Annotated in this window: 23 protein-coding genes; 17 read left to right on the top strand and 6 right to left on the bottom strand. The window is 34.0% G+C overall.

All coding sequences use genetic code 11. From position 1 onward, the window contains the following. Both EZ449_RS21350 and EZ449_RS21345 read left to right on the top strand, forming a co-directional pair. The coding region (locus tag EZ449_RS21350; RefSeq protein WP_165456441.1) for an ATP-binding protein at nt 1-183 on the top strand (183 nt) is incomplete at its 5' end. Between the two features lie 88 nt (nt 184-271). Further along, a complete protein-coding gene (locus tag EZ449_RS21345; protein WP_131562753.1) occupies nt 272-568 on the top strand; it encodes a helix-turn-helix domain-containing protein in 297 nt (98 codons plus the stop codon). 251 nt (nt 569-819) lie between these two features. Here the strand turns inward: EZ449_RS21345 and EZ449_RS21340 are convergent, their stop codons facing one another. The 3 genes from EZ449_RS21340 to EZ449_RS21330 are packed head-to-tail and all read right to left on the bottom strand — an operon-like array spanning nt 820 to nt 4433. Further along, nucleotides 820-2754, bottom strand: coding sequence for a DUF3732 domain-containing protein (locus EZ449_RS21340; protein WP_131562751.1), 1935 nt, complete (start codon nt 2752-2754; stop codon nt 820-822). Next, a complete protein-coding gene (locus EZ449_RS21335; protein WP_131562749.1) occupies nt 2755-3255 on the bottom strand; it encodes a three component ABC system middle component in 501 nt (166 codons plus the stop codon). Further along, nucleotides 3252-4433, bottom strand: coding sequence for an ABC-three component system protein (locus tag EZ449_RS21330; RefSeq protein WP_131562747.1), 1182 nt, complete (start codon nt 4431-4433; stop codon nt 3252-3254). The genes EZ449_RS21335 and EZ449_RS21330 overlap by 4 nt, the downstream gene beginning before the upstream one ends. Nucleotides 4434-4783: 350 nt before the next feature. On the opposite strand from EZ449_RS21330, the gene EZ449_RS21325 reads away from it, so the two are divergent. The 10 genes from EZ449_RS21325 (at nt 4784) to EZ449_RS21280 (ending at nt 16676) form a co-directional block, all read left to right on the top strand. Continuing rightward, on the top strand, nt 4784-5428 hold the full coding sequence (locus tag EZ449_RS21325) for a hypothetical protein (RefSeq protein WP_131562745.1): 645 nt from the start codon (nt 4784-4786) through the stop codon (nt 5426-5428). A 72-nt stretch (nt 5429-5500) separates the two neighbouring features. After that, entirely contained in the window at nt 5501-6451 is a 951-nt protein-coding gene (locus EZ449_RS21320; protein ID WP_131562743.1) for a hypothetical protein, read from the top strand. Nucleotide 6452: 1 nt separating this feature from the next. Next, nucleotides 6453-7679: an AlbA family DNA-binding domain-containing protein gene (locus EZ449_RS21315; RefSeq protein ID WP_131562741.1), complete on the top strand. Its 1227-nt coding sequence runs from the start codon at nt 6453-6455 to the stop codon at nt 7677-7679. Between the two features lie 37 nt (nt 7680-7716). Further along, a complete protein-coding gene (locus tag EZ449_RS21310; protein WP_131562739.1) occupies nt 7717-8574 on the top strand; it encodes a hypothetical protein in 858 nt (285 codons plus the stop codon). A 72-nt stretch (nt 8575-8646) separates the two neighbouring features. After that, nucleotides 8647-9744 (top strand): hypothetical protein, encoded by a 1098-nt coding sequence (locus EZ449_RS21305; protein WP_165499829.1) that lies wholly within the window; start codon nt 8647-8649, stop codon nt 9742-9744. A 59-nt stretch (nt 9745-9803) separates the two neighbouring features. Continuing rightward, nucleotides 9804-10109, top strand: a complete 306-nt coding sequence (locus EZ449_RS21300) for a helix-turn-helix domain-containing protein (RefSeq protein WP_131562735.1) — start codon at nt 9804-9806, stop codon at nt 10107-10109. 445 nt (nt 10110-10554) lie between these two features. Then, on the top strand, nt 10555-10815 hold the full coding sequence (locus tag EZ449_RS21295) for a helix-turn-helix domain-containing protein (protein WP_131562733.1): 261 nt from the start codon (nt 10555-10557) through the stop codon (nt 10813-10815). Nucleotides 10816-11144: 329 nt separating this feature from the next. Then, nucleotides 11145-11693, top strand: coding sequence for a BfmA/BtgA family mobilization protein (locus tag EZ449_RS21290; RefSeq protein ID WP_131562732.1), 549 nt, complete (start codon nt 11145-11147; stop codon nt 11691-11693). A 3-nt stretch (nt 11694-11696) separates the two neighbouring features. Beyond that, on the top strand, nt 11697-12674 hold the full coding sequence (locus EZ449_RS21285; RefSeq protein WP_131562730.1) for a DUF5712 family protein: 978 nt from the start codon (nt 11697-11699) through the stop codon (nt 12672-12674). 303 nt (nt 12675-12977) lie between these two features. Next, nucleotides 12978-16676, top strand: coding sequence for an Eco57I restriction-modification methylase domain-containing protein (locus EZ449_RS21280; RefSeq protein ID WP_131562728.1), 3699 nt, complete (start codon nt 12978-12980; stop codon nt 16674-16676). Nucleotides 16677-16689: 13 nt separating this feature from the next. Here the strand turns inward: EZ449_RS21280 and EZ449_RS21275 are convergent, their stop codons facing one another. After that, a complete protein-coding gene (locus EZ449_RS21275; protein WP_225872401.1) occupies nt 16690-17058 on the bottom strand; it encodes a TaqI-like C-terminal specificity domain-containing protein in 369 nt (122 codons plus the stop codon). Nucleotides 17059-17114: 56 nt separating this feature from the next. On the opposite strand from EZ449_RS21275, the gene EZ449_RS21270 reads away from it, so the two are divergent. Together EZ449_RS21270 and EZ449_RS21265 are read left to right on the top strand one after the other, a co-directional pair. Further along, the gene (locus tag EZ449_RS21270; protein WP_131562724.1) at nt 17115-17720 is read left to right on the top strand and encodes a master DNA invertase Mpi family serine-type recombinase; all 606 of its coding nucleotides are present in this window, start codon (nt 17115-17117) and stop codon (nt 17718-17720) included. Between the two features lie 42 nt (nt 17721-17762). Next, a complete protein-coding gene (locus tag EZ449_RS21265) occupies nt 17763-21125 on the top strand; it encodes a helicase-related protein (RefSeq protein ID WP_131562722.1) in 3363 nt (1120 codons plus the stop codon). Nucleotides 21126-21689: 564 nt separating this feature from the next. Here EZ449_RS21265 and EZ449_RS21260 read toward each other — a convergent pair. Beyond that, the gene (locus EZ449_RS21260; protein ID WP_131562720.1) at nt 21690-22109 is read right to left on the bottom strand and encodes a helix-turn-helix domain-containing protein; all 420 of its coding nucleotides are present in this window, start codon (nt 22107-22109) and stop codon (nt 21690-21692) included. Nucleotides 22110-22232: 123 nt separating this feature from the next. On the opposite strand from EZ449_RS21260, the gene EZ449_RS21255 reads away from it, so the two are divergent. Genes EZ449_RS21255 through EZ449_RS21245 form a run of 3 tightly spaced genes read left to right on the top strand, consistent with a single transcriptional unit; the run spans nt 22233 to nt 24688 of the window. Further along, nucleotides 22233-23120: a HEPN domain-containing protein gene (locus tag EZ449_RS21255; RefSeq protein ID WP_165499828.1), complete on the top strand. Its 888-nt coding sequence runs from the start codon at nt 22233-22235 to the stop codon at nt 23118-23120. Continuing rightward, complete coding sequence (locus EZ449_RS21250; RefSeq protein WP_131562716.1) at nt 23077-24405, top strand: hypothetical protein; 1329 nt, start codon at nt 23077-23079, stop codon at nt 24403-24405. Before EZ449_RS21255 ends, EZ449_RS21250 begins: the two co-directional genes overlap by 44 nt. Nucleotides 24406-24415: 10 nt before the next feature. Continuing rightward, nucleotides 24416-24688, top strand: a complete 273-nt coding sequence (locus EZ449_RS21245; RefSeq protein ID WP_131562714.1) for a hypothetical protein — start codon at nt 24416-24418, stop codon at nt 24686-24688. Nucleotides 24689-24863: 175 nt separating this feature from the next. Here EZ449_RS21245 and EZ449_RS21240 read toward each other — a convergent pair. Next, nucleotides 24864-25289 (bottom strand): ORF6N domain-containing protein (locus tag EZ449_RS21240; RefSeq protein ID WP_131562712.1); only part of this gene is annotated, 426 nt, incomplete at its 5' end.

Raw genomic sequence — 25289 nt, 5'->3', positions numbered from 1 at the left:
GATATTCTGGAGGATAGATACGGCAACGGTGCGACAATAATAACCTCGCAGCTGCCAGTGGATAACTGGTATAACTTTATAGATGAACCCACACTTGCAGATGCAATTATGGACAGGCTGTCAGCATCTGCTCACAGAATTGCACTTACGGGCAAATCCATGAGAAATAAAAAAAATCATTAAGTTTACAGAATATCGCTTTGTCCAAAAAGTGATATGGTTAAAAAGTTAGTGCTAAAGCCAGAACCAAACTGGTGCACTATGCCTCGGAATGTGGTGTACTTTGTTCGGAATAATCACAGTACGCAACGTAAGTAATAATGTTGGCGTAAATTATAAATGGCTGGAAAGAAACTTTGCACAACATATTGGACTATTGCCTAAAGAATATATCCAGCTCCAGCGCTTTATTCATGCCTATAATGAATTACTAGGAGACAAAAATATTGATTTGATGCGAGTAGCGATAAGAAACGGATACTACGATTCGAACCATTTTCTAAAAGACTTTAAAGCCTACACCGGAAAAACACCGCGAGCGTATTTGAAGTTGCAAGAAGTAGTTTAATAATATTTTGAAAATGATGTCTTTGCGATGAATTTTTAAAAAAAAATCATTAAACAAAAAAACCTCACATTTCTGTGAGGTTTTTTGTGATCCCGCTGGGATTTGCACCTAGTGCTAAAATCAGCGTTTAAATAGTATTTGAGGCTGTTTTGTAATTCTACTCATTGAATTACTCACTTTTTTTTTAATACGTTTTAGCTGCAATTGCTATATATAAAAATAACAATTATTATTTAAATTGTCAAAGCTAATTACTCAATATACCAAGATTCCGGTATTAATTTATTTCCATCTCTCCATATTTCTTGAACATGCTCTCTAAACTTATCGGTTTTCAGGAATGCATGATCTGTGATTATTACTTGGAATTTGCCTTCCATCGCAATAGTTGTATCAATAATAAATTCAAACATCTGTTTTACGGCTATTTCGTCTGCGCTTTCTCTAATTTCCCCAGTATTATCTATATCCTTCTCAGGTGGGAAGTATACCTGTGATGGCTGATCCAGCATTAAGAAGTGAGGGATAGGCCTATTCGTTTGAATAAAATGTTGGTGAAGAGCAAAATGTATAAGTAAATGATAAGATACCCAGTTAGCACCACTACCCATTTGTGCTAAACCGATGGGTTTATTAATTGTATCAGCAAAAATAGTTAGTTTATTTATATCAAATCTTATTGGTGAATTTTTATACTCAACATCCAGTTTTTCGACCCATTTACTCATCTGTAAATTTATTTTACTTAAAATGGAAATTAGTTTTTCATCTTTTGTCTCTTTATCGATTCCAATGGATAAATCTTCAATATCCTTTTTTAGCATTTCAATTTTGAGATCAATTGATTTATCTTCAGTGAAATCAACACTCTCTAAAAAAAGACTAACTCGACCAATTACTTTGCCTCTTCTTAAATTTAAATCTCTCAAAGTCCTAGCATTTTCTTTTTCAGCATACAACGCTGAAAGGCTTTGCTCAACTTTAATTATTTCTGATTTAAAGTTTTCTTGTTGTTCTCCAAGTTCCTTTAAATAATTATTAAGGCGAGGTTTCTCTCTCACAGTTGATTCTAAGTTTTTGCTGAGCGTACTAAGTGAGTGTAAAATTGCATCAACTCTAGGAATTTCAATAGATAGTTGATTATCGCATAGCGGACACACATTATGATCCTGATCTGTTTCATCAAATAAGTGAATTGTTTCCAGTCTAATTTTGTGGTGTTCTACTTCATCGGAATATGAAAAATTATTATTGACGAAACTCTGCGTAGCATTTATTGTATCCTCTAAATTACCAAGTTCTTCTTTTAAAGAATTCCTTTTATCAATCAACTCCTTTAATGCAGAATTTTCCCCTGTAGGTTCAATATTAATTTCATATTCCCAATCCTTTATTCCATCTAAAGTTTTAAGAGCCTCTGGAATAGAAGTAACAAGTACAGATTTATTCAAGATACCTATTTGTTTTGCTTCTTCTATCAAAGAATATGATTTACTTATGCCTTCAGAGTGAATCTTTTCTGCCTCATGTTTTTCACGATTCAGTTTATTAAGCTCTCTTCTCTTTTGGGTAATTTGTTGTTCAATCTTAAGATTATCTTCTCTAACAGCCCCTAAAAAATAAGGTAAGCTGTCTTTAATTGCTTGGGGTACGAACGGTTCAGTTTGATTATAAAACAAATAATCCCTTTGAGCAATTAATCCTTGAGGCTGAAAACAGAATATTCTGGAATGTTTAAAATTCACTTCCAGTGCATCTCTTGTATTAAATTCTGAGACTTGGAGATTCTCTGCTATGTTTAGTTTACGAGATAATAATTCTTTCAATCCTGCAACATTACTATTGTTATGAATGCTGTCAAAGGATGGTGATTGTTCAAAAGGTCCCTCTTCAAGATATATTTCTGATACCGTTTGTGTCCCTCTTACATTAGGATTTAATCTGGCTATAAAAAACTCTTCGTTGCTATCAAAGACTATGGTTATCGCAAACCAATAAACTTGATCTTTAATAATACCCTCGGCAATTTTACATTCTGTACTTCCCAAGCAGTAATCAACTATATCAATTAAAGCTGTTTTTCCAGATTTAGATTCTCCTGTTATAATATTAACTTTGCCTATCTCGAAAGGAAGGATTCTAATATTATCTTGGTCTTTGTAAAGTGTTATATTCTTAATCTGCATTTAAGGTCTGATTTTTAAAAACATAAATATGGTTTGAGGGTTACCCGTTAATCGCAGCCATTTCCCTAAAAGTTCTGCCTTTTTATATATTTCATTAATTTCTTCTGTATTATCCCCCTTTGGTGTTACCTTTTTATACTTGGAAGATGAAATGCTACCGTCATCTTCAATAACTATTGCTTTCTGCAACATCAAAAAAGAAATCGCTTCTTTACTATATGGCATCATTTGCCTAGCTCTTTCAGCATAATCTATAAATAGATGTTCATTGTCTTCTACCCAAGAATGAAAGTAGGTACTTGATCTTAGGGGCATTTTTGCTCTAGTCCTTTTATGCAGAACTATAGGGAGTATAAGAAATGATAATATGAAAGGAAATTTTATCTCCTTTTCATTATCATTAAAACTTGCAATAGTTCTACGAATGACTTCACCGCAAAAGGCAGGATTTAACAAGTGAGCTGTAATAATCGATCTTTTTTCCCAGGTTTTTGTTATCATATATCGTTAAGTAAGGTATTATAATTTGGATGCCAGCCGATTCTCTTTTTATCTGATAATATATGACAACTACCTCTAGTTAAATATTCGGAGGTAAAGCGTTCTCTTATTTTTATGGGTGGTACTTTTTCTACATAGAATTTTTTATAAAAATCATAACCTATTTTCATAAGATTAGCTTCATCAAGCCCTTCACATTCGTCTTTTATCATTGAAAAAATATTATTCCAATGATCTTCCAATCTATTTTCAAATAAATCCTCATCATTAATACTTGTAAGTTCTTCTCTAAGCCACTTTGATCTTTGTTTAAAGGCTCTGTGAAAGTCATTAATAGCACTTCTAACCATGTTTGACTTAACAGCTATGATCTTTAGCTGGTTAACAAAAATTCTTTCATTATAGTCTTCTAATTCTGTTTCGTCTATATCAATTGGACTTGCAAAATCGTCAGGAAGATTATCTTCCATTAAAGAGTCATTGATGCCTGCAATTTTAATTTGCAACTCTTGCAGGGAGATATTCTCAATTTTGTTTTGAAGCATATTAATACAAAGCTGGAACCACCAACCTTCAAGCCGTTCAATGAGTGAATTAAGTTTTTTTGGATGGGCTGCATAGCGTAATTCTGCTTGAATTAGATTTAGTGCTTCATCGATAGATAACGAATTATCAAGTACATTAATGCGATTAATAAGTTGAATTTGTTGATCTTCTGACAACTTCTTAAAAGCTTCATATGCTTTGGCATTGGTCGAACTAGTCGATTCATCCGCTATTTTTAGCATTGATTTTAATATGCTTCCAGTATCTCGAATTTGATTTTCGAATTTCAAATTTTCAATAAAAGAACCATTACCAATTCTTGCTGTAGTCATTAAGGTAAAAAGAGTATTTTCCAGAATGACATTGCCCAGTAGGATATTCTCACTCCATATTCTAATTGTTTTCCAAAAATCAGGACTTGAGTTGGTCAAATTAGCAACAGAATTTATATGTAATTTAGTTTGATAGAGGTTCATTGAATTTGTATCGTGTAAAACAACATCATCAAGACTTTCAATCTTTATTATAGTTTTAGGCTTATCTCTTGCCTTAAGAATGAGATATACTCCTATTCTTAATTGATAATAATAGCCTAAAGAAGGTTCCTTAGCTTCAAAGTTTGTTTCACTCATTCGGTTAGAATTTGAAGTAGCAGTATACTCGACAGACCCATTGTCTTTGAGAACATTTTTTTTCAAATGCTAATTAAGTGATTTTTACGCTAATAACCCTTATTAGTTAAGGAATTGCGGAAATAATATTTATGTAACGATAAAACATTTGCTTCATTTTTTAGGAAAACATAATCGAAATAACAATATTACTAATATAATTAGTATTAAGACTAAATAAAAATTATATACTTACAGGCATGCCTCATGTCATTAAAAAGTGGCTTCAGAAATGAATTGAAATAATTATTTGAAATATTACTTCGGGTCGATACGAAATTATTAAATTCAAAAAATAAAAGCTCTTAAGAATGGCAGTAAAAAATACAAAAACAAACTATGGCGTCTACATTATCGAATCTTTGAGGAGCAACGATTTTGCCGATGGAGAAAATCTCAGTGCAATTTTAGAATTATGCAAAATTGACTCTATTTATAGCTGGGCGGATACTATCGCTGATTTCAAAAGGTTGATAATGGATTTCAAAACTTCTCAATTTCGCTACCTACATCTATCTTGTCATGCAAGCAATACTGGAATTACAATAAACGGAGAAGAATTATCTAATGCAGACTTGCAAGTTATATTACATGGGGGATTAGAAAATAAGCGGGTTTTCATGTCGGCCTGTAAAGGTGGAAATCGAGACATAGCCAGCAGAATAATTTCTACTTGTAAAGTGCTTTCGTTAATAGGAACACCAATTGACCTTCCTTTTGAAAAATCTGTATTGTTTTGGCCATCATTTTATCATCTGATGAACGAAATTGATCAGAATAAAATGACAAGATCTGATATAAAAGAGAATTTAAAAAAGTGTGTGGAGTTATTTGGAGTTCCTATAAACTATTTCAGCCGAATCAGTAATAGTAGTAGGCAAATAAGAAGATTAAAGATAAGACCAGATAAGCCTATGGATAATAGAAAACTACTCGTCAAGCTTGGTATTATTTAATTAACGGCGGTATTAAACTGTTCCAACAATTAATCTAATCATTTTTTATCCGTTTACAGCTTTTGATTTTTTATGAACGTTTATTTAGACTTAAATATTTTTGACCAAATTGAGAAGATACACAGACTCGAAAAACCTGAAAAAGGATACTATGAAAGTTTGTTAGGTATGATTGAGGGTAACCAGGTCACAACAGCCTTTTCTAACGCTCATTTGAATGACCTTTTTCGCGGGTATCAGAAAAATCCAGAATATATTAATGGTCACCTGGAAAATATCAGAAAGCTTACTAAAAATCTATGTATCTGTCAGTACTGGGATGAATCAAAAGTGACTTGGCATTATCGTGATATATTTGACTTTTTTCAAAGCAAAGTGGATGAATGGGACGACATTCCTAACAATTACGAAGATCTTTTTAAAGATTTTCCTGAAATGGAAAGTGCGCATATACTTTACAAACTCATACCATTACCTCCTAACTTCAAATTGGGTTATAAAGAGCCAATGTTTGGAATTATGTTCCCTTTATCAAAAATACACAACCACCAGTATGCTCTGCAAGCTGATATTTTCAATTTTCAAGCACGGCTAAAGTCAGATTATGGACTTTATAAAGCTTTTAAATCATATTTAGTTACAGGCATCAACAAAATCAAAAGCAATAAGGAAATGTTGAAATCAATAAATCAGTCATATCCTGATTTACCCAAGCATTTAGGAATTACTGATTTGTTGGAGAGGTATACACCAAACACTAAAACAAGTGATAACCAGTTATATTCCAAAATCGTTGAAACCTTCTTTAAGTTTGATTTGGCGGGATATAAAAGTGACGGTCATTTTAACAATATGTTCGATGATGGGTTACACACTTTTTATGCCGCTCATTTTGATTATTTCATCACCAATGATGACCGCTGTAAATACAAGGCAGAAAAAACCTATGAAAAGTTAAATATTAGCACACGAGTCATAAAAATTGAAAATATTAATCAACTAAAAATGGAGGTTAACAATTAGTATGAGCATATTAGATAACCTTATCGAGTTTGAGAACGAGAATACAAGCTTAGATTTCAAGTTAGAAGAGTACACAAAATATAAAACAATCAGTTTGATCAAAGACATAATGTCTATGGCCAATGCGGACCTTCAGGACGATAGATATATTATTATTGGTATGAAGCCTGATGCAGTTGGAAGAAATATAGTAGGTATTGATACTTTAATTGATTCTGCATCTATTCAGCAGACAATAATTGACAATATCGAACCAGAAATACGTTTAGATTATTTTGCTCATCATTATGGAGGGAAATTGTTAGGTATAATCAAAATAACTAAATGTGAAAACCGACCATACTTGATGAAGAAGGACTTTATTGCTCAAAATAGTTCTTTAAAACGGGGAGAAGGTTTCATTCGGATGGGCACAACACAAATGCGTTTATTCAGGTCTCATTACGAACAAATGTATGCCAAACGATATCAAAGCCATAAATTTTCAGGTGATATAGATATATCTTTTGCCAGGGAGAATATCATTACAAACTTAAATGTTATTAGGAAAAAAATAGACCGTGAAAACCTACCCTCATCATCGAAAGCCAAAGAGATTGAGAGAATAATAGAAATTAAGATTAAGGAATTGGAGAAATACAACAGTATTGGGTCAATTAAACGAGATGAAGATTACATTGATCAAATGTCTATGATGAGAATAGCCCAATTTAATTTGATGGGTGGTGGTACATCTTATGAGGATCGCTCTATCACCACGTTGAGGAAAAACCTCAAAAATATCACCAGAACATACTACGATGAAGATTATTATTTTCTACTCGAAAAAAATTCGGAAAAAATCAATGTTTTTATAAAAAACGTTGGCACAAGCTACCTTAAAGATGTGAAGCTGATACTAAAACTGCCCAAACATGAAAACTTGTTATTAGCTGAAGAGTTACCTAAAAAACCTAATAATAAATATCCAATAATTAATTCGGGCTACCCCTTCGTTGAAGAATTTCCAGACTATTATGAGATTAGTGAAGACCTTGGAGATTTGAAGCAACAACTGTCTATAAAGGCATTTGGTGAGCCATTGAGGATGTTTTTTAGCTCAAAAGACGAAAATGATTTTAATTTGGATATTGAAACCGAATTATTTGCTGTTAATCTTGATGAGCCTATAAGAAAAAATATCAGAATTTGCGTTGCTACCGACCAACCGTTGAAAAATATTTCATAAATTCTAATTTAATTTTGGTGAATTAAGCATTATTTAAATGGAAAGAGACAATTTTTTAAAAAGTACCACTAGGATTTTAGCAGAAAGAGTAGGCTACCGCTGTAGTAATCCGAATTGCAGAGCCTATACTGTTGGGCCAAATGAAAAGGAAAATAAATCTACCAGTGTAGGCGAAGCAGCGCATATTTGTGCCGCCGCTGGTGGGGGGGCAAGATATGATGAAAGTATGACTTCAGTCCAGAGAAGTGATATTTCCAACGGGCTTTGGCTTTGTAGTAACTGTTCTGATCTTATAGATAAAGATTATGAGAATTATTCCGTACAACTGCTTAAAAAGTGGAAAGCGGAAGCTGAACTAGAAATGTATCAGAATATAAAAGGGGGTAAGCGTTCTACAGCTGAAAAGCATGAAGGATCCCCCTATCTTGAAGTTGACCTAAGATATAACAGTAGCGGGAGATGGAATGAGGGATATAGTTACAAGAATCCAAGAGAGGTCGGCGAAAATGGAGAGGAGGTAATGATAATTGGCTTTGATACTGACCCAATAATTTATTGGAAATTGGATTGGGAATATTCATTATTTATCTATAATAATTCAAGTTATCCTGCTTATAATATACAAGTTGATCAAATTTCAAATCATCAATTTAGCCAAATTTCAAGATTGCCGAAAATAAATAATTTACAGCAAATGGGAAAAATGGAACTTACTGCTGAATACATAAGCAGAATGGAGGGGATTTATAAAGAGGCAGATGAATATTTGAAACATAGAATCCCGGAGGCATTAGATGGCTTACAATTGCAGATAACATATTTGGATGAAAAGAGAGAAACGCACACAACATTAGTAACAATAAAAGGTCAAGATGTTATAAGCCAAAAGGTTTAAATCCTCATACTAAGGATGTAACCTGTAATATTACAGCTTATTTTACAACGATTCAGTTTTGCTTATAAACTTTTGAAGCTTATGTTTTTCCACCACCTCAAAAATTTCAGTCCTTATTCCGGCCATATCTACAATGAAATGAGGACGGGCATAGTAAGAAAACATGGCGAACTGATCAGTAAGAATGATAGCCGTTTTGACCTTATTAAACGTATAGGCTATTTTCCATTCAGGGAGCTGCGTAGAATCGATCAAGCCTATTTTATAAGTGATCTGGAACTGTTTGAATTTTTTCAGACTACAGAACAAACGTTAAAGGATTATGATGTTGAGGCTTATTCAAATTGGGGTTATCCCGCAAAAGAAGAACTTCTAAACGTGTTTCTTGAGGGGTATCGACATGGTCTTAACGAATTTAGAGAGAATATCGGGATAACCTATAGCACACTTTCCCATAACCATAAAATCGAATACCTGCGCAATTTCTGCTTATACTGCCTCGACTTCCTTTATTTTGACGGTGAACTTGATAAAGCCCTGTTTTATAATCTAGGCTACATTCAGGCAAATCTATACATGGCATACGTTGAGGTCAATAATTTAAACGCTTTAACCGCTATAAACCATTCAGAAACAGAAACCAACGCCCCTACGAACAATTTGCCGAGCAACGCCACCCAATCGACAGAAGAACCAGAACGTATTGAAATCTATTGTGATGTAACCGATATCAAAAAAATATGGCAGGTGTTAACCGCACCGATCAATACGGGCAAAGGCATCGAACAACCTATTTTTAGCGAAGAGGAACTTGAAAAATATCTTGGGTCAATGTTCTATTCAGGGGCTTTTCCGGATGCTTTCAAACATGCAGGTACGCTTAGTCAGAAAACCATTTCTAGAGGGCATATGCGCAACGTACTTATTGCCTTGATGTATTCATGCTACAGCTTGAATCGAAACTTTGATAGACGCTCAAATCAGATCATGTACGTAGCGATGTTGAAACGCTATTTTTCCGTCTTTGCAACTTCCGAAATAGAAAGCATTAAAAGTGTGTTTGCAACCTATGCACCCAAAGGCATAGACGTATTGAAGAACAATTTGGGCAAAAACCCACATGTCGAAGAAATATTAAGCATCCTTAAAATTCATAAATTATTACATTAATGTCATTGCTATTTTAAGGCATTTCCCTCCATTCCTTTGTATCCATAAACGAAATAATTATGGATAAACAGAAAATCTTATTTACAGCCCTGTCTACTGAAGAACTTTCCGAAATCATGGAAAACTCTGTCAAAAATGCCATCGGGGATTATGAAATTAGCAAACCCGGCGAAGATCAATTACTCAATGCAAGGCAGGCTGCAAAGCTGATCAATTACCAAAGACCAACACTTTATGGTCTGGTCAGGCAGGACAAAATTCCTTATTCCAAAACAGCAGGTAAATTGCTGTTTTCCCGAAACAAATTACTCCAGTGGGTTGGCCAGTACAAAGACGAACCAAAGCACGAAAGTCCCCCACAGTAGTAACCTAAGTATTTTAACTAGCAACTGCACACCTATGTAGCTGTATAACTAGGTATATACGTACCTGATTATATATCGGGATATATAGTTACATCGGGTACCTGTTGATACACAGGCTTGTTATACCTAGTTTTTGTAACACAAAAACTAGGTATTCGCAGTACTCCAGGTGGTGTTAGCAAACGCCCTTGCAGATCGGTAGAACGGCGCACCCTGAAGTCAGTCCCCTTTTCAGGGGCTGAGCAAGCGGAAGTTGGGCAGTGGCCCTACTTGCTTGCCCTGAGCTATCGCTACAGGGGTTTCAAGTATCCTCCGGGGATACTTGTCGGCTTTTCAAGCCGACTAAAACAGTAAACGGTATACTTTGAGGTATACCAAATATTTAGGTTTAAAAAATATATCTATATGTGCATTAATGCATATATCAGAATGAAAGGAGCAAATTATGAAGATGGACATCATTACAATGGATGACTTACAGCAGTTCAAAACAGAAATGCTGAATGAAATGAAAAATATATTAAAAACTAACAGTGGCGCCTCAAATAAATCATGGTTGAGAAGTTCTGAAGTAAGGAAAATGCTAAATATTTCACCAGGAACATTACAGAACCTGCGTATCAATGGCAATTTGCCATTTCGTAAGGTTGGGGGAACTATGTTTTACAGTAGGGAAAAAATTGAAAAGATGATGGAGGGGAAATGAAATGAAGAAAGATGAAAATTTGTACCACAAAAGGTTGCGAAGATATTTTGCGCGTGCGTCACAACAGCCACATTTTTTTCCAACGCATTTAAGCATATTAATTGCATTGGTTCAGTGTTGTAAGTATCAGGATCCAACACTTCCATTTAACGTAAGCAGAAAAACACTTATGCGATTTTCAAGGATAAAGTCTGTTTCTACATACCACAAAAATATTAGGGAGTTGAAGGAAAGTGGCTTTATTAAATATAAACCCTCATGGCATCCAAAGCTGGGAAGTGAAGTGGAACTTAATATAGCATTAGAGAAGAACTTTTAAAGAGATAGTAATGGAAGATATCAATGTTAAGTCCGTGCGATACCCGAAATCAACTGATGAAAAACTGGAAAAAATTTCGGTGAAACTGGGGAGACCAAAAAAATTGGTGGTTATACAGATGGTAAATTATTTTTATGGTACAAAAAAAGACCCGATCGATTTCAACGACGAGTTACTTAAGAAAGAGCTGGTTAACGGAGTGAACAGGATAATATCATTTTTCAAAAAGCAGGAAAAGGATTTTCTGCTACCGATGTTTACCGATGGTAACGGACTCATGATAATTGCAAAAGAACATACAGAATATTTCAAAATAATCTGGCAGCATCTACAGAAAGAGGAAAAGAAAAGTGATGGAATTTCTAACCGTATGGTACAACTGGAAAAAGAAATTGCCAGAACACACCAGTACTACAATGAAAAAAGTAAACTGAAATCTAGTTTTAGAGAAATACTTAACTATTACATCAATCAAAGAGAATCTTTAGGATGGCCAGTATCGGCTGCTAAAAAGGAGGAATTGCAAAGCCATGTCAGAAAATCTGTTGAAAATATTTAGCCTATGTACATCAACATCACAGCATCAGAAACAGGAAATAACAAAGGCAGTAGCGGAGCTTTGGTCAATTATCTGGAAAAGGAGAATGACCTGAAGAATGGGAAAAATTCAGTGTTGGATTACGAAAACTGGTTCAATGGTGTAAGAAACGATATCAGAAGACAGGAAGTCCGGGTAAAAATCGATAATAATATTGCAAAGCTTGGCCGTGATGACAGTAAGTTTTTTCTGATTAATATCAGTCCGAGCCAAAAGGAGCTGGAACACCTTTTTAAACGATATGGTGAGAGTGGTGCAAAAGAGAAACTCAAAGAATTTGCTGTAAAAGTTATGAACGAATATGCTAAGAATTTTAAAAGACCAGGTATCCATACCAATACCGATCTTTTATGGTTTGGCAAGGTTGAAAATTCCCGTTACTACAAGCATACAGATAAAGAAGTAAAAAATGGAATAAAGCAAAAGGGCGATCGAAAAGAAGAACGACAAATGCACGTTCAAGTGATTGTGAGTCGTAAAGATTTAAGCAATAAAGTTAAGCTTAGTCCTCAAAATAACTCAAAAGGTAAGAATGAAAAACATTCTGCAAAATTAGGGCAATTTAACCGCAGTGCATTTAAACAGTCTGGTGAGGAAGTGTTTGATAATTTATTCAATTTCGAGAGAGGACTCAAGGATAAGTTTATTTATGCAAATGTTATGGAGAACGGAACGCCAGAACAGAAAACCCAGATGCAGATGATCTCCGAACTGTATACTGACATTTCAAGAGATATCAGTATAGATGGTTTGACGAAAGGAATTTCAAGTGGACTTTTTGCCAATGTTACTGATATGATGGCTACTGCAAAAGATGCTGGCATTGGGCTATTGGAAATCTTGATGGAACCTACCTACGAATCCCCACAGACAGATTCTGCTGAGGAAGCTGAGAAACGTAGGCGTAAAAAGTTGCAACAATCACAGGGACATAGCAGGTAGGTTTGACAAAACAATAACGATTATGATTTTGAAAATCAATGGTACACCAGGATTATCTATTTAACAAAAAAGGCTACTAAATTGAAAATGTCCGATTTCTTTTATTTACCGAGCAGCACTAAAAATCCAAGTGCTCATCATTTATCTCAAATTATTTCTTCTTTTCGCTATTGAGAACAATTTCATATTTAACATAAATTATCAGATGTGGAATAAAAATAAATTCATTTCTTATTTAGGTGGACAATTTTTTTTAATAACGTACATTATTAATATCTTGGCATGATTACCTAAATTATAGTTATGCCTATTACCATGAATGCTCTCCAAAACCTAATCAATAATATTTCACCATCTTCCATTAGCAATTTCTTTAAATCTAAAATTTCCAGCTTTAAGCCGATTAAAGAGGAGTTTGAACTAAAATCCGAATGGCGAGGAACTTTTTTAAATCCAGTTAAAGTTGGTGAGGTTACGTTTAGCGACAGTGATGAACTTTTGATTTTTTGTTGCAAATCAAATCAGTCCTTAACAGAGCGTTCTTCAAAAAAAATACAGTTTGAGATTGCGAAGAGTTTATTAAAGGAAGATTTTAAGGATGGTGCTATTTTCGTTTTTTATGATGATGCTGGAAATTTTAGGTTTTCTTTTTTACGCAAACATCATGGTAGTTTGGACAATAAATATTCTACATGGAAGCGTTACACATACTTTGTAGAACCCCTCAAGCAAAATAAAACCTTTAAAATAAGAATTGATACTTGTCAGTTTTCTGATTTAGATAAGATACAGGATGCTTTTTCAGTTGAGAAACTAACTAAACAATTTTACGATGAACTTTTTAAGTGGTACCAATGGACTCTTTCCGAAGAAGTTGGCGTAACCTTTCCAAACAATACTGATATAGCGGAAGATGACAGAGTTCAATTAGAGGAACAGATTATTAGGCTAATTACAAGAATATTATTTGTTTGGTTTATAAAACAAAAGGATCTAGTGCCAAGCCAACTTTTTGATATAGATGAGATTGATAAAGTGCTAGAAAACTTTGATCCAAAAAGTGTAAATGAAGGCAACTATTACAATGCAATTTTACAAAATCTATTTTTTGCCACGTTAAACAAATCAATAGAAGAGAGAGGATTTGCAAAAATTGTTAGTGACCGTGATATCAAAACATTATATCGGTACTCTGAAATGTTTAGTATCTCTGAAACAGAAATACTAAATCTTTTTAAAGCAGTGCCATTTTTAAATGGAGGACTATTTGAATGTTTAGATAAAACACTAAAACAGAATGGTGTAAAGTATGCTTTGGATGGGTTTAGCAGAAATGCAACCAAATCAACGAATGGCAATTTTAAGCATAGAGCATTTATACCTAATTGTGTTTTTTTTGATGAACAGAAAGGTATTATTCCACTTTTAGAACGGTATAATTTCACCGTCGAAGAAAATGCTCCAAACGAAATCCAAGTAGCTCTTGATCCGGAATTATTAGGTAATGTTTTTGAGAACTTGTTAGGCGCATTTAATCCAGAAACCAAAGAAACGGCTCGTAAGCAATCTGGATCATTTTATACTCCACGAGAAATCGTAAGTTATATGGTTGATGAAAGCTTGATTTATTATCTAATTGATGCTTTTCCAAACGTTCTCGAAAAAGACATACGTAGTTTATTTACAGAAGATAGTATAGCAAGCGAGTTTGCAAGCAATAAGGTACTTTGTGCCAATATAACTCACAAACTCAAAGAAATTAAAATTTTAGATCCAGCTTGTGGTTCGGGTGCCTTTCCTATGGGTATCTTAAACAGAATGGTATACGTTTTAGAGAAATTGGGGTGTTACAATGAAACTTCAATCTACGATTTGAAACTCCACTTAATCGAAGAATGTATATACGGGATAGATATTCAATCTATAGCAGTTCAAATTAGCAAGTTAAGGTTCTTTATATCCCTTGTTGTAGAACAACAAGAAATAGATTTAACCAAGCCTGAAGAGAACTACAAGGTGATTACCTTGCCCAATCTGGAAACTAAGTTTGTTTCGGCTAATACTTTAATTGGTTTAAAAGCTAGCAATAAAAACATGTTAGATTTAAACGACAAAGTATTGGAAGAAATGAAAACCAAACTTTGGGAGGTGAGAAGACAACACTTTTACGCAAAATCTGCAAACCAAAAAAAGACCTTGCGTATTGAAGACGAAAATTTAAGGGATGAAATTAAAACCTATGTTTCTGCTAATGCCAGCAAACCAAATATAACATATTTACAAAAGCTAGAAAATGAAATTATTCAACTAAAAAATAAACGTGAAGATTTTATTGGTGAACTTTGGGTAGACGAAACAGAGATACATTCTCAGGTCTCTATGTTCGATATTCAGGCTAAAAACCCAAGCATGTTTAGGGTAGATAAAAACTTAGAAGAACGTGCAAAGGTTGATGCCCATATAAAAGTTATATACGCTGAAATAGCAAAGGAAAACAACAAAACTTTAAATGTAGGTTTTGAAAAGGAAATTGAAACAATAGCGAATTGGAACCCTTACGACCAAAATGCCAGCTCGCCATTTTTCGATGTAGAATGGATGTTTGGATTGAAAAGCGAAGCTGAAAAACAAGGGTGTTTTGACTTAGTGATTGGAAACCCTCCCTATTTAAGAATACAGGGAATAAGAGAAGCAAATCCAGAGTTTGCAAATTTCCTAACGAAAGAGTTTGTCTCTGCAAGTGGCTCGTTTGATTTATACACTGTTTTTTTAGAAAAGGCTTTGTCACTTGTCAATAAACATGGTATAGCAAATTATATAATGCCAACTAAATGGACGAATGCTTCATTCGGAGCAGGATTACGCCAAGTCGTATCAAATAAAAAGTCTGCCTGTAAAATAATCAACTTTGGTTCTTATCAGGTCTTTAATGCCTCAACTTATACTGGCTTACAGTGGTTTAAGCAAGGCTCAGATAGCCTACTCTATTTTGGTTTAGATAGAGACCTTAAGTCAAATGAAGACCTTTCTTTATATCTAAGTTCCTTAACTGATAAGGATGCTACATTAATTCCTAACCATAAACTAAATAAAGATATTTGGACGCTAACTGACAAGGCTAAGTCTAAGATTATTGAAAAGCTTAACTTACAGCCAAAAAGAATAAGTGATATTTTTGAGAAAATTTTTCAAGGATTGGCAACAAGTAAAGACGATGTCTATTTCTTATATGATTGCACTTTTGATAATAATCTGGTTAATGGTTTTTCAAAGCAGTTGGATAGAATTATTAGCATTGAAATGGATTTCACAAAACCTCTATTAAAAGGTGACGGTGTACATAGGTACGAAGATATTAAAACGAACAAAGTTGTAGTTTTTCCCTATAAGTTAACAAATGGGAATGCAGACCTCTATACAGAAAATGAAATAAAGAGTAGATTTCCATTGGGTTACTCATATTTGAAAGAATGTGAAGATGTCTTACGTGATAGAGAAAAAGGGAGATTAAAAACAGACAGTTTTTGGTACAGATACATTTATCCAAAAAATTTAACCCTGTTCTGCAAAGAAAAGTTAGTAGCTCCTGAAATATCTTTGGGAGGAAATTTTTCGTATGACGAAAAGGGTGAATTTTATTCGACAACAAAAGTCTATGGTTATATAAAAAAAGAAAATATAAAAGAGAGTTATTTTTTCTGGCTTGGCTTATTTAACTCCAATTTATTTTGGTACTTTATTAAGCAAACTGGATATGTTCTGAGGGGAGGTTACTATACCTTTAAAACCAACTATATTTTACCATTCCCAGTATCTGGTGATATTTCTGTTGAAACTCATTTAGCGATTGAAAATTTGGTAAAAGAAATACTTATGAAAAAAAATAGGCAAAGTGAAGAAAGCACCAATATCCAAGAAAAAGAAATAGATAATTACATATACGAACTTTATCAGTTAACAACTCAAGAAATATCCATAGTAGAGGATAATGCATTGTTATAGTGATAGTTAATATCTATTTGTTGTTGATTAATTCTATCTCTTCTAGTGTAAGATTATATAACTTATACACTATAAAATCAATTTTTTTTTCTAATTGAGGTACGTTACTATTTGCTTTATTTTGTCTTGAGGTATAAATTTCATTAACTAATTTATTTAATGTTTCCGATGCTTCTTTGGTAATTATTGGAAAAGGAAATGGATTTATATAGTTAGGCTTATATCTAAAATAACCATTAGCCAAAACAGTTCCAGTATTCATTAAATACCACCAACATAACTTAGAGTTTAGAATCGCCATTAGAGATTTATAACTTACCAAAACAGCCTCTTTTTTAACGTATCCATAAATAGTTGTTGTCGAATAAAATTCACCGTTTATTATATCTTAAAAGACACTATTTTAAACCCAAAATAATTTATTTAAAATAGACAACTATGATTTACGCATATATTAGAGTAAGCACAGATAAACAAACTGTAGAAAACCAACGTTTTGAAATCAATAACTTTTGCAGAATAAATGAAATGGTAGTTAGTAAATGGATTGAAGAAACTATTTCTGGTTCGAAAAGTGTGAATGACAGAAAATTAGGAAAGCTATTGAAAAAAATGGAAAAAGGAGATGTTCTAATTTGTTCTGAATTATCACGTTTAGGCAGAAATTTGCTAATGATAATGGGCGTGTTAAACGAGTGTATGAATCGAGAAATTCAGGTTTGGACAATTAAAGACAACTATCGTTTGGGTAATGATATTAGCTCGAAAGTATTAGCATTTGCTTTTGGTTTGTCAGCAGAGATTGAGCGGAACTTAATCTCACAACGAACTAAAGAAGCTTTAGCTAGGAAAAAAGCTGAGGGTGTTATACTTGGTCGTCCCAAAGGAAGTAAATCTTCAAAAACTAAACTTACTGGCCAAGAAAATAGAATTAAAGATTTATTGAAGAAAAAAGTTTCTCATAGCGCTATTGGTCGTATAGTAGGTGTACATAGACTCACTGTTAGTAGTTTTGTAGTGAGCAGACTCACGTCAGAAACTTAATTTTACTTATTTTGCATTTTTATTAACGATGAGAAATAAGTAATGGCAAATAATTTTATTACGAACAATAAAACAAAAAAAAGCTTAAAAGGTAGGTTAAGCACCTTAATTGGTATTAGCGAAGAATTAAAGTTTTTAGTTGGTTTCTTTTATTTTTCTGGTTGGAATGAACTTTTTAAAAGTTTACAGAAAGACGCGACCTTAAAACTAAAGCTTTTGGTTGGTTTACAGGTTTGTCAGCATTTGCATCAAGCATTGGAGTTTGCATGTGATGAAAGCGAGCTATCTAGTGATGATAAATTTCAAAATTTTATAACCTCTCTAGGATTTGCCTTAAACAATGCCGAAATGGATACCGAAGACCTATACAATCAAGTAGAGTTTTTTGTGCAAATGATAGAAGAAGGACGGCTAATTATCCGTAAGACAGAAAACCCAAACCATGCTAAATTGTACCTATTTCGTTTAAAACAAGAACAAGCAGAAATCCAAAACACAAATGGACAATTTATTACTGGTAGTAGTAACCTCACAAAGGCTGGGTTAATTGGTCAAGAAGAATTTAACGTAGAAATCAAAGACTATGGGTTTAACGAAGCCGAAGCTTATTTTGACGAGTTATGGGAAAAAGCAATTGAAATATCCGAAGTTGACAGTAGAAAAGCATTCTTAATTGAATTTGTAAAACACAAAAGCCAAGTAGCTACAGTTACACCTTTTGAAGCATATGTATTGATTTTAAAAACTTATTTGGATTTACAATTGCAAAAACAAATAAAGCCTGAGATAGAAAACCTTTTAACAACTATTGGATTTAAAAATTACGCTTACCAAACAGATGCAGTTAACCAAGCGTTAACTATTATACAAGAATATAATGGTGTTATTGTTGCTGATGTGGTGGGTTTGGGTAAATCCGTAATAGCATCGCTTATTGCAAAGAATATTGGTAAACGAGGAATGGTAATTTGCCCACCTGGTTTGATTGGCGATAAAATTTATAATACAGGTTGGTGGGAGTACGTAGATAAATTTAAGCTATATGATTGGGATGTACAAAGTAGGGGCCGCCTAGAACAGATTGCGGAAACAATAGATAACAAAGGAATAGATGTGTTAATTATTGATGAAGCACATTATTTTCGTAATCAAGATACAGCAGATTACGAAGCACTTTTGAATATTTGCCGTAATAGAATTGTTATATTGTTAACTGCAACTCCATTTAACAATTCGCCCACCGATATTTTTTCTCTGCTTAAACTTTTTATTATTCCAGGTAAATCTGGTATAACTGTAGAAGACAACTTGGAAGCTGTATTTAGCAATTATAATTATCGTTTCAAACAATTATCTTATATCACTAAAAATCATAATTCAAAAGATAATGCAAAATACCAAAAGGCAGAGCGTACTTACAAAATAGTTATCGCAGATGAGCCAATTAACTTAGCAAAAGTTAGAGAAAGCACAAAGGTTTTAGCTAACCAAATAAAACAAATCATATCATCAGTAGTAATTAGAAGAAACCGGTTAGATTTAAAGCAAGATTTTGTTTATGGTCGGGAGGTGAATGATTTATCAAAAGTAGAGAATCCAATTGAGTTATTCTATCAGCTTACACCAACACAAAGCATTTTTTATGATGCAGTTGTAAGTGAGTATTTTGCACCAGAAGGGAGGTTTACAGGAGCGATTTATCAGCCTTTTGCTTACGAAAAAATTCTTGACGAAGATAAGTTGGATGAAAAAGGAAATAGAGCTTTTCAACAACAGCGAAATTTATTTGATTTTATGCGTCGATTATTGGTTAAGCGTTTTGAAAGCTCATTTGGTGCGTTTAGCAAATCTATCGACAGGTTTCTAAATGTGCATAGTACAGTAGCGACGTTTATTAAAAATTCTGGCAATAAATATATTTTAGATAGAGCTTTTATAGAAAACATTTATAAGTTTTCGGAAGAAGAAATTGAAGAAAATTTAATAAAATTCAGTTCTGGTACTCTCAATAAAAAGACACCGAAAAATACGACAGTTTATGAGATAGACAATTTTCAAAGAAAAGATGAGTTTTTGGCAGATATCCAAAATGACATATTAATCTTCCAAGAGATTAAATTTAAACTCACGCACTTAAATATCGTTGATAATGACCCGAAAAGAGAAGAGGTATCTAACAAGATTAAAGATATCTTAATAAAAGAACCCAATAGAAAAGTAATCTTATTCTCAGAATATACGGATACAGTTAAGCATTTGGAGCCGTATTTTAGAAATCAATTTGGCCATCGCTTATTAATTTGTGATGGTAATGTATCAAAAGATTTAGCAAAAAATCTAAACTCTGATTTTAATGCACAATATAAGGGCACACAAACTGATAATTTTGATCTGATTATAACCTCTGATAAACTATCAGAAGGATTTAACTTAAACAGAGCTGGTGTAATTATTAATTATGATATCCCTTGGAATCCTACTAGAGTAATACAGCGTGTAGGTCGTATTAATAGAATTGGAACAAAGGTTTTTGATAGTCTCTTTATTTATAATTTTTTTCCTACCATAACAGGTGCAGATATTGTAAAGTCAAGAGAAATAGCAGAGCAAAAGATGTTTTTAATCCATAATTCTTTAGGAGAAGACTCAAAGATCTTTGATGAAGCTGAAGAGCCGACCGCTTCTGGTTTGTTTCAGAAGCTCAATCAGAATCCTGATGAAGAAGGAGAATTAAATATATCTACTATAGTTAGAAATGAATTTAAGCTTATAGCTGAAAAATATCCTGAAATAATTGATAAGATAGAAAATTTACCAGCTAGAGTTAAAACTGCAAAGAGATTTGAAAAATATCAATTGAGTGTATTGAGAAGAAAAGGTTTAAGTCTCTTTGCTCAAGTTATTGAACAAGAGGACGGTGTTTTTACGGAAATAAGAGACATTATTTTTGATGATTTGGTGGAGAATGTTAAATGCGAATTTGATGAGGAAAGGTTACGTTTATCAGAGCATTTCTGGCCAAATTATGAAGCTATCAAAAACTACAAAGCTAGGGAGAAAATGACTACTACAGAAATTTCTCTAGAAGTAAGAGCTTTAAATAATTTAAAAACAGCATTAAAATTGTTAAAAGGCAATGAAGAAACACTACTTGATTTTATGAAAGTGTTAATAACAGATTTGAAAAAATACCGGACGCTTTCAAGTAGGTCTGTTGGCAGATTGGCAAGAAAAAATCTTACAGATAAATCTAACGAAAAAGAAGTTAAAGCTCTTACGGATGAAATAATTTGGTTAAGGAATCATCTCGGTGAAAATTATTTAGAGGTAATTTTAAAGCGGGTCGAACAGTTTCACAATGAAGTTATAATTTCTGTAGAAAATAATTCGATTGAGCAACTCTGATTAACACCTAAATATTGTATAAAGCTATTTACGGGTGAATGATTTAGGAGAATTTATTTTAGCTCATATTAGAGTTGGTAAGAAACCAAGGTAACCCGTTACACAATTATGTACTCCTTCTCAATTCTTGCAGATTCCTATTCCAGCAAAAGATGGGATATCATAGAATTATTATTTGATATTTGTGGATATCGGGACTGGTTATTAAGCATTTCTGAATATACTTTAGGGTTTTAAGAACAATTTCGATAGGTCACTGCTCATAGCAATCTGATCTCGAATGTTCCTAGCTTGATGATTTAGCGGCATAGATTCTATAATGATTTTATAATTGCCACTTCGTAGCAGTGAGAAAACAAAGCTGATCTTCCAGCTTCGGTGAATGGACCGCTTTAAAAACTTATATTAAGTTCAGGGCTGCACTGTGATGAATACTCAATCGGTTAAATTTCTCCAGTAGATTAACAATGTATGCTTGTTTCAACGTTATGCTCGAGTTTTCGTTATTGTAGTTGAGCTATTCCATTCGTAGCAATTATGTCTGAACTGTATATATTTATGCAGCTAATTAGCTTTCGAACTTTTATTATTCGTAAGTAAATCATTTTTTTCTTTCTCGCTCGCAAGCAACCTTTCATAAAGCTCTACAATCTTTTCAATAGTATTAAATGTTGGCTGATAATTTAAAGAACTGGCTATTAATGTTGAGTTATCACTGCTAGTATTGTGAAAAGTATTCGAAATTATATTGAAAACCGCTTCATCGGAATATTCTTTAATAGCTTGGGACGTTACTCCCAGCACATTGGCTATCTTTTCTAAAGTTGAATCTTCAATTACCTCACTCTGTTCCAGTTTACTAATAGCCTGTTGGCTTATGCCAAGTTCAACAGCAAGCGCTTCCTGTTTCATTCCACGTAGTTCACGGATACGGCTTATCTTTCTACCAAGATGCATTCTGTTCGTTTTTTCTGAGGTTTCCATGGCCAAATATATTTAAAAAATTCCGACAGTTAAAAACAACCCTGCGCTTGTATTTAACAACCATTAATGGTTCGATACGTACTTTTTCTAATCGAAATTGGTTCTCGTAATAACCATGAAGATATGAAAAAGAAATCATTAAAGCCAGTGGAGGGCCGGCAAGCGCCGTTCTCCAATTTTGTTAAGGAACTTACAGAGCGGTTCACGCCCTTGCATATTCTTAAGTTCGGTGAAGTAAGTTCCATAAAGAATTCTTGTACTTCCTTCTCACCGCAACAGACGAGCAGCAATGTTCACTATTACTTATTAATGGTAATTGAGGGCACCACAAGAATTGAGCATGGCGTTCAGGATTATGTAAATACGCATTTTAACCATGGCAAGATCACGATCCTTGTTCATAGCCAAGAGAGCGTAGAAACCGCTATTGCAGGTAACAACAGATTTTTTATAGCAGTGTTTAATGCCGGCATTCAGCTATATAGTCATGATGGTACGCTGAATCTGTTTCCTGAATATATTCTTGATAAAAAGATGTCTCTTGAAAAAGCCTGTAAGCATCTATACCATAGGATTCCAATGGCGCAGGGATTTTTGGACGGAGCAGGGGAATGCTACAGTAATGAAAAATTTAATGTGTGCGTTTTTATGCTTCACCAGGTTGTTGAGCAATCCTGCATTGCCATGATCAGGGTTTTTATGGCTTACAGGTCGGATATTCATCATTTGGGCAGGTTACTGGATATCTGTGCATGTTTCTCGGAGCAGCCAAGAGCACTTTTGCTTGGAACGACAGAAAATAGAAGACTTTTTGAGAAACTCATGAATAGTTACAGCCACGCCAGGTATAAAGATAATTTCTATGTCGAGATGGGCGATGCTGATAAACTATATAGCTTAGTTCATCATTTTTTAATTCTCGCCAAAGATCTTTGTGATCAGAAGATCAATCTTTTAACTGCCGAATTTGAAGAGGCGGAAGCAGAGAAAGGAGGAACTGATAATGGCTGATGAAATGATGCTTGCCGGAAAACCTAAATCCCAGTTCTATAAACTTCCGTTTGATAAGAGTACCCGCATATTGAGGTTAAATGTTTTGGAGTCAAACACTGAACTTCGGGCCGGGAACCGACCATATTACATGGTTGAAAGAAAGGTACTTTCATTTAAAAAGGGGATATTGACAATTAGTGTAAAGCTTGAAAATGAGCCACCTGTAAAAGTTTACCTAAAGGTCGAGTATGATCATTTATTGGTAAGTTGTAATACTGATACGGATGAAAATTATCTAGGAAGATATGCCTACCGGACGTTGAGGGCGATGTTATGGAATGAATTTCATGACTTTGAGGAATATTATTGGCCGGAATGTTTTAATGAAGCGACCGGAAGACCAAAATATCTTGAAGTAATCTGTGATAGGTATGGAGTAGACATCAGACTTAAAAAAGAATTTAAGGGTTTTTTCAGGCCAGATGATTATTTCCTGCATATATCCGAACGCAAGGTATTGGAGAGAAAACAGGCGACTAATGGTTTCACTACATTAAACGATGAGTACCTTATTGGTTATTGCCTTGCAAATACCGATCCTGTCAGGTTCCATTCCAACCATTATCCTTTTCTGATACCGTATAGCTTTACCTTAAATGCGGATAATAAGAATGTAAAATCTTTCACGGGGTTTCTCTTCGAAGAAGACGATAGTTTTGAACAATCTGAACTGTCCGAAAATCAAACTGAGCTGAACAGCATCTGCTACGAGATGAAGAAAATTGCAAGGATTCAGTTTAGGGAATACGGAGACAGTGATGAACGTTCTGACGAAATAGACGATCTCAATTTCAGCAATAAGAGGAAGATTTTCGAACTATTCAATAAAGCACTCCCAATGCTATCCAGGGAGCCATTTACACATTATCTTTTTACCTATGGGATGAGAAATATTCAGAAGAAACCTATGAAAAAGGATATGCAGGTTGCCAGATTCTCAGTTGAAGTACCCCGCTTAAATTTTTTACTTAGTGATAAAGGTGATTATTACGAGCTTAAGTTGAGGTTCAGGGTAAAGGGAAAGACTTTTCTTTTTTGCGAGGATAGGATTGCCACGTTTTTCATCTGTTCTTCTTCAAACCACACTGTCTGGTATCTATTGGAATGCGAAACGGATTCTAGGGTAGTTCTGTTTTTTAGCCAGAAAAACTTCAGGATTCAGGTTCCTAAAGGTTATTATAAGGAACATTTTGATCCATACGTAGATGAAATCAAAAAACAATATGAGCTTGAAATAAAATAGCAACGGCGACATGGAAGAAATTAAGAAACTACTCGATTATCAACCTTTAGGACTTTCTGATGAAGAAATTGAAAATGCAGATTCGGAGATGGAATATTTTTTCGTAAATTTTCCATTGCACGAGGCAAGGGCAAATTTATGGGAACTTTACAAGGGCTGGGTTCATTTGGAAGCTGAATCTCCGGAAGGAGAAGACATGACTAATATGCTTTTCTTCTGTAACCAGATGATCAGCTTCCTGAACTTTTCTTTTATAGTAACCAGACAGAAACCAAAAAAATAAGTAGATAACGGAAAGCAAGAGTATTAGCTGATATTACTTTCTGCTATCATTAAATTGTTTTCAATCTACTATTGCGAGATCTGGCCCTCCCGCATTTTCGGCCTGTGAAAGCCCACTTCACTGCCTAGGGATTTTCACTATGGCATATAAGGAAATGCAATTCCGCCCCTAGGTACTATAGTTCATCCGGTTTGAACCCGATCCTATTTCGTTTGGGAATTGGCTTTTCCTCAAGCGCTAATAGCTCATCAAGGTATTGAAAAACAATTTCCATGTTCTTATCTTGGTTTTCCAGCTTGTTTTTTATCTTTTCTATCTCCAGACGAATTTGGGTATTATCAGTTACCATATTCCTGAGTCGTGCAAATATCCGGATGACTTGAATGTTGACATTAATTGCACGCTCACTATTCAGGATACTGGATAACATGGCTACACCCTGTTCAGTGAATACGAAAGGGGTCGCCGGACTGAATTTTGCCGACTTCGGGAGGTTATCACAAATTGTGATAACCTGCTGCCATTCCTCTTTTGTCAACTGGAACATGAAATCGTTTGGAAAACGCTGAATGTTGCGTTTGACTGCCTGTTTGAGTGCACG

This window comes from Pedobacter frigidisoli (assembly GCF_004331675.1).
Lineage (GTDB): Bacteria > Bacteroidota > Bacteroidia > Sphingobacteriales > Sphingobacteriaceae > Pedobacter > Pedobacter frigidisoli.
Note: the sequence above shows the minus strand (reverse complement) of the source record. Positions and strands in the feature narration are given on the sequence as shown.

Bases quoted from the DNA above. Each gene is read 5' to 3' on its own strand.
- EZ449_RS21345 (WP_131562753.1), top strand. From the start codon at position 272: ATGTGGTGTACTTTGTTCGGAATAATCACAGTACGCAACGTAAGTAAT.
- EZ449_RS21340 (WP_131562751.1), bottom strand. From the start codon at position 2,754: ATGCAGATTAAGAATATAACACTTTACAAAGACCAAGATAATATTAGA.
- EZ449_RS21335 (WP_131562749.1), bottom strand. From the start codon at position 3,255: ATGATAACAAAAACCTGGGAAAAAAGATCGATTATTACAGCTCACTTG.
- EZ449_RS21330 (WP_131562747.1), bottom strand. From the start codon at position 4,433: ATGAGTGAAACAAACTTTGAAGCTAAGGAACCTTCTTTAGGCTATTAT.
- EZ449_RS21325 (WP_131562745.1), top strand. From the start codon at position 4,784: ATGGCAGTAAAAAATACAAAAACAAACTATGGCGTCTACATTATCGAA.
- EZ449_RS21320 (WP_131562743.1), top strand. From the start codon at position 5,501: ATGAACGTTTATTTAGACTTAAATATTTTTGACCAAATTGAGAAGATA.
- EZ449_RS21315 (WP_131562741.1), top strand. From the start codon at position 6,453: ATGAGCATATTAGATAACCTTATCGAGTTTGAGAACGAGAATACAAGC.
- EZ449_RS21310 (WP_131562739.1), top strand. From the start codon at position 7,717: ATGGAAAGAGACAATTTTTTAAAAAGTACCACTAGGATTTTAGCAGAA.
- EZ449_RS21300 (WP_131562735.1), top strand. From the start codon at position 9,804: ATGGATAAACAGAAAATCTTATTTACAGCCCTGTCTACTGAAGAACTT.
- EZ449_RS21295 (WP_131562733.1), top strand. From the start codon at position 10,555: ATGAAGATGGACATCATTACAATGGATGACTTACAGCAGTTCAAAACA.
- EZ449_RS21290 (WP_131562732.1), top strand. From the start codon at position 11,145: ATGGAAGATATCAATGTTAAGTCCGTGCGATACCCGAAATCAACTGAT.
- EZ449_RS21285 (WP_131562730.1), top strand. From the start codon at position 11,697: ATGTACATCAACATCACAGCATCAGAAACAGGAAATAACAAAGGCAGT.
- EZ449_RS21280 (WP_131562728.1), top strand. From the start codon at position 12,978: ATGCCTATTACCATGAATGCTCTCCAAAACCTAATCAATAATATTTCA.
- EZ449_RS21270 (WP_131562724.1), top strand. From the start codon at position 17,115: ATGATTTACGCATATATTAGAGTAAGCACAGATAAACAAACTGTAGAA.
- EZ449_RS21265 (WP_131562722.1), top strand. From the start codon at position 17,763: ATGGCAAATAATTTTATTACGAACAATAAAACAAAAAAAAGCTTAAAA.
- EZ449_RS21260 (WP_131562720.1), bottom strand. From the start codon at position 22,109: ATGGAAACCTCAGAAAAAACGAACAGAATGCATCTTGGTAGAAAGATA.
- EZ449_RS21255 (WP_165499828.1), top strand. From the start codon at position 22,233: ATGAAAAAGAAATCATTAAAGCCAGTGGAGGGCCGGCAAGCGCCGTTC.
- EZ449_RS21245 (WP_131562714.1), top strand. From the start codon at position 24,416: ATGGAAGAAATTAAGAAACTACTCGATTATCAACCTTTAGGACTTTCT.